At 49.7% G+C, this 6,122-nt stretch carries 8 protein-coding genes; 3 read left to right on the top strand and 5 right to left on the bottom strand.

Annotated elements, in window-relative coordinates:
- Window positions 1-40 precede the first annotated feature (40 nt).
- The 4 genes from gspG to rfaE1 are packed head-to-tail and all read right to left on the bottom strand — an operon-like array spanning window position 41 to window position 3,259.
- Complete coding sequence (gspG, locus tag AB7D94_RS06625; RefSeq protein WP_420264949.1) at window positions 41-472, bottom strand: type II secretion system major pseudopilin GspG; 432 nt, start codon at window positions 470-472, stop codon at window positions 41-43.
- A gap of 59 nt (window positions 473-531) precedes the next feature.
- Window positions 532-1,236 (bottom strand): glycosyltransferase, encoded by a 705-nt coding sequence (locus AB7D94_RS06630; protein ID WP_420264950.1) that lies wholly within the window; start codon window positions 1,234-1,236, stop codon window positions 532-534.
- A 4-nt stretch (window positions 1,237-1,240) separates the two neighbouring features.
- Window positions 1,241-2,260: an NAD-dependent epimerase/dehydratase family protein gene (locus AB7D94_RS06635; RefSeq protein WP_420264951.1), complete on the bottom strand. Its 1,020-nt coding sequence runs from the start codon at window positions 2,258-2,260 to the stop codon at window positions 1,241-1,243.
- Between the two features lie 9 nt (window positions 2,261-2,269).
- The gene (gene rfaE1, locus AB7D94_RS06640) at window positions 2,270-3,259 is read right to left on the bottom strand and encodes a D-glycero-beta-D-manno-heptose-7-phosphate kinase (RefSeq protein WP_420264952.1); all 990 of its coding nucleotides are present in this window, start codon (window positions 3,257-3,259) and stop codon (window positions 2,270-2,272) included.
- 164 nt (window positions 3,260-3,423) lie between these two features.
- Between rfaE1 and AB7D94_RS06645 the strand changes: the two genes are divergently transcribed.
- The 3 genes from AB7D94_RS06645 to thyX are packed head-to-tail and all read left to right on the top strand — an operon-like array spanning window position 3,424 to window position 5,865.
- Entirely contained in the window at window positions 3,424-4,305 is an 882-nt protein-coding gene (locus tag AB7D94_RS06645) for a methylenetetrahydrofolate reductase (protein ID WP_420264953.1), read from the top strand.
- A 5-nt stretch (window positions 4,306-4,310) separates the two neighbouring features.
- Window positions 4,311-5,111, top strand: a complete 801-nt coding sequence (panB, locus tag AB7D94_RS06650) for a 3-methyl-2-oxobutanoate hydroxymethyltransferase (protein ID WP_420264954.1) — start codon at window positions 4,311-4,313, stop codon at window positions 5,109-5,111.
- Between the two features lie 10 nt (window positions 5,112-5,121).
- Window positions 5,122-5,865: an FAD-dependent thymidylate synthase gene (thyX, locus tag AB7D94_RS06655; RefSeq protein ID WP_420264955.1), complete on the top strand. Its 744-nt coding sequence runs from the start codon at window positions 5,122-5,124 to the stop codon at window positions 5,863-5,865.
- A gap of 70 nt (window positions 5,866-5,935) precedes the next feature.
- Here thyX and AB7D94_RS06660 read toward each other — a convergent pair.
- On the bottom strand, window positions 5,936-6,122 hold a 187-nt coding region (locus AB7D94_RS06660), incomplete at its 5' end, for a hypothetical protein (RefSeq protein ID WP_420264956.1).

Below are 6,122 nucleotides of genomic sequence, written 5' to 3' on the forward strand. Positions count from 1 at the left end.
GGGTTACCCCCCCTTCGTCGTTAATCTTTTAAAATCCTTGTCATTCCCAGCTTCGTATGTCTTTATTTTCGCCTTCGCCGCCTTCTGCGCCGTCTGCGCCGAAAGAGTAGAGGTCGTAGTCGCCGTGGTTACCGGGGAAGACGTAGTGATAGGGGCGTTTCCATGGGTCAGACGGTACACTTTTCTTTAGATAAGGGCCGTCCCAGCCGTCAGCGCCGGGGTTTTTCTGAAGGGCGTCGAGACCTTCCTCTGTTGAGGGGAATCTTCCCGTATCTATCTTGAACTGCTCAAGGGCCTGGCCGAGAAGCTCTATCTGTGCCCTGGCGGCGGATTGTTTACTTTTTCCAACCTTATTAAACATGCGAGGGGCAACCAGTGCCGCCAGAAGTCCCAGTATCAGCATGACTACCAGAAGCTCAATCAGCGTAAAGCCCCGTTTATCTTTTAATACCAGCACATCCCTCAAATTCAAACCCTACCCTCCTCTACAAGTATGGTAGCAAAAAACTATCAGAAAAATAAAGGGCTTCCCTAAAGCAGGGCGTTTCTCATCGCGTAGAGGTACCACCTCAGGTACTTGGGTGACCACTTAATTATCTTAAAGCGTGATTGGCCTTTCTCTCTGTCGTGCCAGATGGTTGGCACTTCGGCTATGCGAAATCCGGCAATGTGTGCCTTGACTACAAGCTCAAGTCCGATTTCAAAACCGCCGTCGCTCTCAATTTCAAACGTTTCAATGACCTTTCTTCTGTATAATTTATAGCTGTTTGTCGCATCATGCGTTGGAAGCCCCGCGATAACCTTTAAAGACAATCCCGCCGCTTTCGATAAATTTTTCTTTATTAACGGGCCGCCTACCTGCCCCCCGCCCTTTACATACCTTGAGCCACACACTATGTCGCAGCCCTCTTCTATCAAACGATACATCTTGTCAACATCGGCATAATCGTCTGACATGTCTGCCATTGTCACGAGCAGACAGTCCCCGTCGGCGGTCTTTAGGCCCGTTTTTATAGCGCTTGCCACACCTCTTTCCGGGTTTCTCATAAAACTTATCGGATGCCTTCGTTCAATAAACCGCCTTGCCGCGGGCAGCGTGTCGTCCTCGTCGAAATCATAAACAAGATATATTCTGTGTGGGGTTGTGACCTTCTCGTGTATCGCGGCCAGCACCGTGGCGATGTTCTTCCCTTCATTATAAACGGGGATGATAATAGCGAGGGGCAATTCGCTCACTTGCCTATATGCCGCCTATCTCTATTTGTGCCTTAATCCACGGGATAACCTCGTCGAGGGCGGCCTCAAGCGATGTCCCGGCCTCAAACCCTAAGACTCTTTTAGCCTTTTCCACGTTGGGAACCCTTTTTTGCACATCGTATTTAAACGGGTCATCGCATGTGTATCTAAATGGTTTATCTGTGTTAATTTTATTCCAGATCAACTCCGCCAGTTCAAGGACTGTTGTTGAGCGATTAGTTGAGATATTAAAATCCTCGCCCACCGCCTTTTGGCTCTCTATGCACAGGCGGATACCGCGCACAAGGTCACCGGCATAGGTGTAGTGGCGCAACTGGTTTCCCTTTCCGAGAATGTGAAGCGGGTACTGCCCCTTGAGTACTTTCTGAACGAGGTCAGGGACGACGTGGCTCATGGCAAGCCTGACGTTTCCGGAGAGGATTTCCTTTTCCACCTTTGCGCGTTTCTCACCTATGCCTACCGCGTTAAATGGCCTTATTATTGTGTATGGGAGTTTGTACTGCTCATAGGCACCCTTTGCGAAGTACTCACAGGCCAGCTTTTGAAAGCCGTACGTGGACAACGGTGGCGGGCAGTTCATCTGTTCCCCTTCGGGGGTTGGATAGTTGTTAGTGCTCTCAAACACCATAGAGGAGGATATGACGTTTATCTTCTTTAGTTTCCTGTTTTGAAACGCCCAGATAGCGGCGTCGAATGCCGCGGCGGTTATTCTCTCGTTTTCGGCGATTAAATCATACGCCAGCTCGTGAAACAAGGAAATACCACCTATGATTGCCGCAATGGCCACAATTTGATCGCAGTCCGAAAGCAACTCTTTGAGCAGTTCAACATTCTTTGCGTCACCCTCGACGAAGCGGAACCCGGTGTTGGAATCGTAAGATTTTTCCACCTTGCCGTATTTTGAGAAATTGTCTATCCCGATGACTTCGTGGCCGTGTTCTAAAAGCTCGTCCACAAGGTAACCGCCCACAAACCCGGCCGAGCCGGTTACAAGAATCTTCATATCGTCTCCTTAATCTGTTTTTAAACCGTCATGTGCGGCGTTGAGCGCATATTTAATCTGGTCTATGGTTGTGGCTGCCGTGCCAACCTCTCCGACTACGATGCCCGCTGCTAAATTAGAGATTACGGCAGCGTCATACATGGACGCCCCTGAGATATGAGCCAGAGTAAACGCCGCTATTACGGTATCTCCGGCGCCGGTAACATCATAAACCTCTTTGGCGGCCGTTGCGATGTGATGGATTTCTTTGCCATAGAACAGGCTCATCCCCTCATCCCCGCGAGTTATTAAGACGGCGCCGCATTTAAGGTCTTTGAGGAGTTTAAGGCCTGCCTTTTCAAGGGACTGCGTATCGCGTATTGATATGCCGGAGCCTTCTGCCGCCTCTTTTTTATTTGGAGTTATGAGTGAGACCCCTTTATAGTAATGAAAATGCCCTACCTTGGGGTCAACCGCCGCGAAGAGGCCGCCTGTGGCCTTGGCCTGTTCCATCAGGAACTTAATAAGCTGGGGCGTTATGACACCTTTTTTGTAGTCAGATATGATGATGCCGTCGAATTTATCTATATTTGAGGCGATATAGCCGGTAATGCTTCTGAAGGTTTTTGCCCCAATCGGCTCGCGGTGTTCCCTGTCAAAGCGCACTATCTGCTGATTATTGGCAATCACGCGTGTCTTAATGGTAGTTGGGCGGCTGTCATGGAATACGCCGGAGATGTCAATCTTTTTTTCATTTAGGAGCGAGCACATAATATCGGCCTTGTGTCCGGTACCTATTATGCCGCAGAGGCAGCAATGGCCGCCGAGTGAGGCGATGTTATTGGCGACATTCCCCGCCCCGCCGGGCAGATAAGTCTCGAACTGCACGTCAACAATCGGCACAGGGGCCTCAGGGGAAATCCTTTCGGCGTTACCCCATACGAAGTGGTCTAAAATAACATCGCCGATAACAAGGATACGCTTGCCGGAGAAATTATCAAGTATTTTATTATAATCCATCAGCTTACCGGAGCACGTCATTCTATGGAAAATAACACTACAAGGTTTTTAATGTCAATAGGGAGTCTCTGTAAAGAAAGAAAAATACCGTGTGGATATGATATAATACCGCGTGAAGGGGATAACGCTGACAATGAGATTTAAAAAAAAAGGAGACCACGATTATGAGTTTTAAAGAAGCCGTTGAATCCGGTAAATTTGTCGTTACGGCCGAGGTCGGTCCGCCAAAGGGCACCGATATAGCAACGATGATACACGACATGCACATACTTAAAGGCAAGATAGACGCGGTAAATGTTACAGACAACCAGTCTGCCGTGATGAGGATATGTTCGCTTGCCGTATGTAAAATAGCAATGGAACAGGGGCTTGAGCCTATTCTTCAGATGACCTGCCGCGACAGAAACCGCATAGCACTGCAGTCAGACCTGCTTGGCGCGTCGGTGCTTGGCATTCACAATGTCCTATGTATGACCGGCGACCATGTTACGGCGGGCGACCAGAAGGGCGCGAAGTCTGTCTATGACATTGAGTCTGTGCAGCTCCTTCAGCTTGTTGAGTCCATGAACAAGGGCAAGGACATGTCTGGAAACGAAATGAAGGGGGCGACGAGTTTTTTTCAGGGCGCGGTAGTCACGCCGGAGTCAAACCCTCTTGAGCCGCAGTTGATGAAGTTTGAAAAGAAGGTCAGGGCGGGTGCGAATTTCTTCCAGACGCAGGCCATCTACGACATTGAGAAGTTTAAGAGTTTTATGGCCTTTGCCAGAGAGAAAAACGCGCGGGTGATGGCCGGACTCGTGGTGTTAAAAAGTGTCGGCATGGCAAATTTTTTAAATAACAACGTACCCGGCATAAAGGTCCCGGCGGAGTTGATAGCCGAGCTAAAGGCGGCGGGCAAAGAGAAGGCCCTCGACACGGGGATGAGCATCACGGCGAGGCATATTAAGCAGCTCAAGGAAGAGAAAATCTGTGACGGTGTGCATATAATGGCCATCGGCATGGAGGACAAAGTCCCTGAGATTCTTCACAGGGCGGGGCTGTTATAAAAAAAATGCCAAGGGCGACGATACAGCATTTCAGGGATAAGAAACAAAAGGGGCAGAAGCTGACGCTGATAACGGCCTATGACTATACGTTTGGGCGCATAGTGGATGAGGTCGGCTTTGACGGCGTGTTAGTTGGAGATTCCCTCGCTATGGTAGTGCAGGGGCTTGACAACACGCTGCCTGTGACGATGGATGAGATGCTCTATCATACGAGGCTCGTGTCCAGAGCGGTTGAGAAATCTATGGTAATAGGGGATATGCCCTTTATGTCGTATCAGGTTTCGGTTGAGGACGCGGTTAGAAACGCGGCCAGATTTATAAAGGAATCCGGCGCCCAGGCGATTAAAATAGAGGGCGGCAGCGAGATAGTCCCTCAGGTCAGGGCGATAGTGCGTGCCGAGATACCCGTGATGGCGCACATAGGGCTTACCCCGCAGGCTATATACAGGATGGGCGGCTACAAGGTGCAGGGAAAGACTGAGGAGGCGGGCAGGATTTTAATAGATGACGCCAAAAGACTTGAGGACGCGGGGGCGTTCAGCATAGTGCTTGAGGCAATGCCCGGCGCGTTGGCCAGTCAGATAACCGCTTCTTTGTCCATTGCCACAATTGGCATAGGGGCCGGCGCTGGCTGCGATGGACAAATCCTCGTGCTTCATGACGTGCTGGGGCTTTTCGAGAGGTTTGTACCAAAATTCGTAAAGCGATACGCCAATTTAAAAGGTGAGACCCTCAACGCCCTGAAACAGTACAAAGAAGAGGTAGAACAAGGGATTTTCCCTTCCACCAAAGAGAGTTTTAGTTAGGAATGACGCTATGGGTGAGACAAAACTAAAGGTAATGCTGTTAAGACATACCCCTGAGCCTGAGGAATTAGTGGCAATGGCCGCCAAGCTCTGCTACAGCCCTTCGGACATAGAGGGGTTGAAGAAAAAGATAACAAAAAAGGACCAGCGGGGTTTTATACAAAAACTAATGGATATGGGACACCTCAGCCCAATAGAGCACTCCTCGTTTACATTTGCCATTGAGGGCATATCGCGCGCGTGTTCGCACCAGTTGGTGCGCCACAGGCTGGCCTCCTATAGCCAGCAGTCCCAGCGCTATGTCTCTATGAAGACAGGCGAAGACGACTCATTAGACTACATAGTGCCGCCATCTATCGGCTCCGACAAGACCCTCAAAAAGATATTTGATGACTTTATGAAAGAGGCACACTCCGCCTATGCACAAATATCAAAAAGATTGAATGAGCTTGGCTATGAAGGCGAATCCAGCAATCAGGACGCGCGCTTTGTGCTTCCAAACGCCTGTGAGACCAAGATAATCGTAACCATGAACGCCCGTGAACTGCTGCATTTTTTCCGGCAGCGTTGCTGCAATCGGGCGCAGTGGGAAATCCACGCCGCAGCAGACGAGATGCTCAGGCTTGTGCAGACGGTATCCCCGACGATTTTCTCAACGGCCGGCCCTGACTGCGTAAGCGGCAACTGTGCCGAGGGCGTGATGACCTGCGGCAAGTTAACAGACGTTCGCAGCAAGTACAGGATATCACAGTAAAATGTAATATATACTAGTAGCCCGGCAGGGCAATCGCATTAGAAAAATTAGGCAGAAATTGCCTACACTTTTAGCGCTGACCGATGGTTTCCTGGATTCCTGCTTCCGCAGGAATGACAAAAAAAGAGAATGGCATGATATTTTTGGTGTTCATTTGTTCGGCTTTGTCTGTCGTTTTCATATTTTTTATTCTGTCATTCCCGCGAACAGACTGTGTCACAATAGTAAAGCAGCCCCCCCCCCCCTTTTTTTTTGAG

Origin of the sequence: Candidatus Magnetominusculus dajiuhuensis, assembly GCF_046044395.1 — a bacterium.
In the GTDB taxonomy this organism is placed as follows: Bacteria; Nitrospirota; Thermodesulfovibrionia; order Thermodesulfovibrionales; family Magnetobacteriaceae; genus Magnetominusculus; species Magnetominusculus dajiuhuensis.